General features: G+C 49.6%; 1 protein-coding gene. It reads left to right on the plus strand.

The window, feature by feature from the left end; all coding sequences use genetic code 11:
• Positions 1-118: 118 nt before the first annotated feature.
• Positions 119-1417: an IS110 family RNA-guided transposase gene (locus EFBL_RS03350; RefSeq protein WP_096180728.1), complete on the plus strand. Its 1299-nt coding sequence runs from the start codon at positions 119-121 to the stop codon at positions 1415-1417.
• The last annotated feature ends 400 nt before the right edge of the window (positions 1418-1817 follow it).

Consider the following 1817-nt stretch of genomic DNA (forward strand, 5'->3'; position numbering starts at 1 on the left):
AAAGGAGCTATTCCTGTAATGAATTAAAACGCAGTTTGCAAAAAGAAAAGCGCCTCCTGTATGCTGGGTCTCGAATGCGAACACAATCACTGCCCTAATTAAGAGGAGGACGCTCATTATGAAGCTTAACCAATCTAGCAAACAAAATCAACGTATTGAGCGAATTTCTGATACCACATTGGTGATCGGAACCGATATCGCCAAACACAACCACGTTGCCCGAGCCTTTAATTACCGAGGCATTGAACTTGGCAAACGGTGTTTGTTCCAGAACGATGAACAAGGTTTGCTGAACCTTCTGGCGTGGGCGGAGTCCCTAAAGCAGGAGCACGGCATGAGTGACGTCATTCTAGGCGTAGAGCCGACCGGTCACTATTGGTTTCCCATGTTCCACTTCCTGAAGGGACGTGGCGTCCAGGTGGTCTTAGTCAATCCACATCATGTGAAAAAAAGCAAAGAGCTCGACGACAACTCTCCTACTAAGAACGACATTAAAGATGCGAAAGTCGTCGGCAAACTCGTCATTGACGGCCGCTACACGGAACCGCAGCTTCCGGAAGGCGTCTACGCCGACCTACGCGTGCTGATGAATCAGCGGGACCGTCTGTGCGGGGATTTGAACCGCGTGAAAGGAAGAATCCATAATTGGTTGGATCGCTTCTTTCCCGAATATACGCAAGTCTTTAAAGACTGGGAAGGGAAGGCTTCGCTCATCACCCTTCAGCACTTTCCATTGCCACAAGATGTGGTGAACATCGGTGAAACATCGATCGTGGCCACGTGGAAGAAGAACGACGTGAAGCGAGCTGTAGGCTCCAAAAGAGCACAATTGCTGTACCGGAAAGCCCAGAAGTCCATCGGCCTCACGGAAGGCGTTACAGCAGCCAAGCATGAGCTAGCCATGTATCTGGAGCAGTACGCCATGCTGTGCAGGCAGATTGAACAACTGATGGAGCTTGTGGAGGAACTGGTAAAACAGATTCCCGGCGCATCACACATGATGAGCATCCCATGCATTGGACTTATCACCGTGGCTGGGTTTCTGGCTGAAGTGGGGAACTTGTCCGATTATGACCACAGCCAGCAAATCGTACGTCATGCGGGACTTAGCCTACGAGAAAACAGTTCTGGGGAGCGAAAAGGACAGACGACGATCAGCAAACGTGGGCGCTGTCGTCTCCGAGCGTTGCTGTTTCGGGCGGCACTTACCATGGTCGCTAAGAACCCGGAGTTCCGTGCGCTGCATCTCTACTTCACCACGCGTAGGGATAACCCGCTGAAGAAGAAGCAATCGATGATCGCCATCTGCAACAAGCTGATTCGCGTCTTATTTGAGCTTGGAAGCAAGCAAAAGGAATACGACGCCCGCAAGGTGCTCGGCCCCTATCGGGAAGCTCAATTGCAAGCAACAGCTTAATTTATTCACAGCTTTAGCAACCTAACGTTTTTCTACGCTTATTCACATGTTGATCTTTGACAAACGAAGCACGGATAGGCTGGGAGCAATTTATTCCATTAGGGCAACGACCCCGTAAAGGAGCTTGCCTGGCCTCCACCCCTTGAGAGGTAGAACGAAGGAATGTAAGGGCATAGACCCAGGGAGATATGGGAGGGTTAACCGCAAGGGTACATGTGGAGATCCATTTGCGACCATAGGTTTTTAAACGGGGTGACCACCACCTCTATTCCCGCCAACAGATCAATACCCATATTTTCACTCTTCGTCAAATATTATCCATGGGTGCTTCGTGCGTCAAAAGTGAAATAGTGTGATAGAGCGAGAAAAACGAAGAAAACATTAATTTATTGAGGGAGGA

The organism is Effusibacillus lacus (assembly GCF_002335525.1).
Classification (GTDB): Bacteria; Bacillota; Bacilli; order Tumebacillales; family Effusibacillaceae; genus Effusibacillus; species Effusibacillus lacus.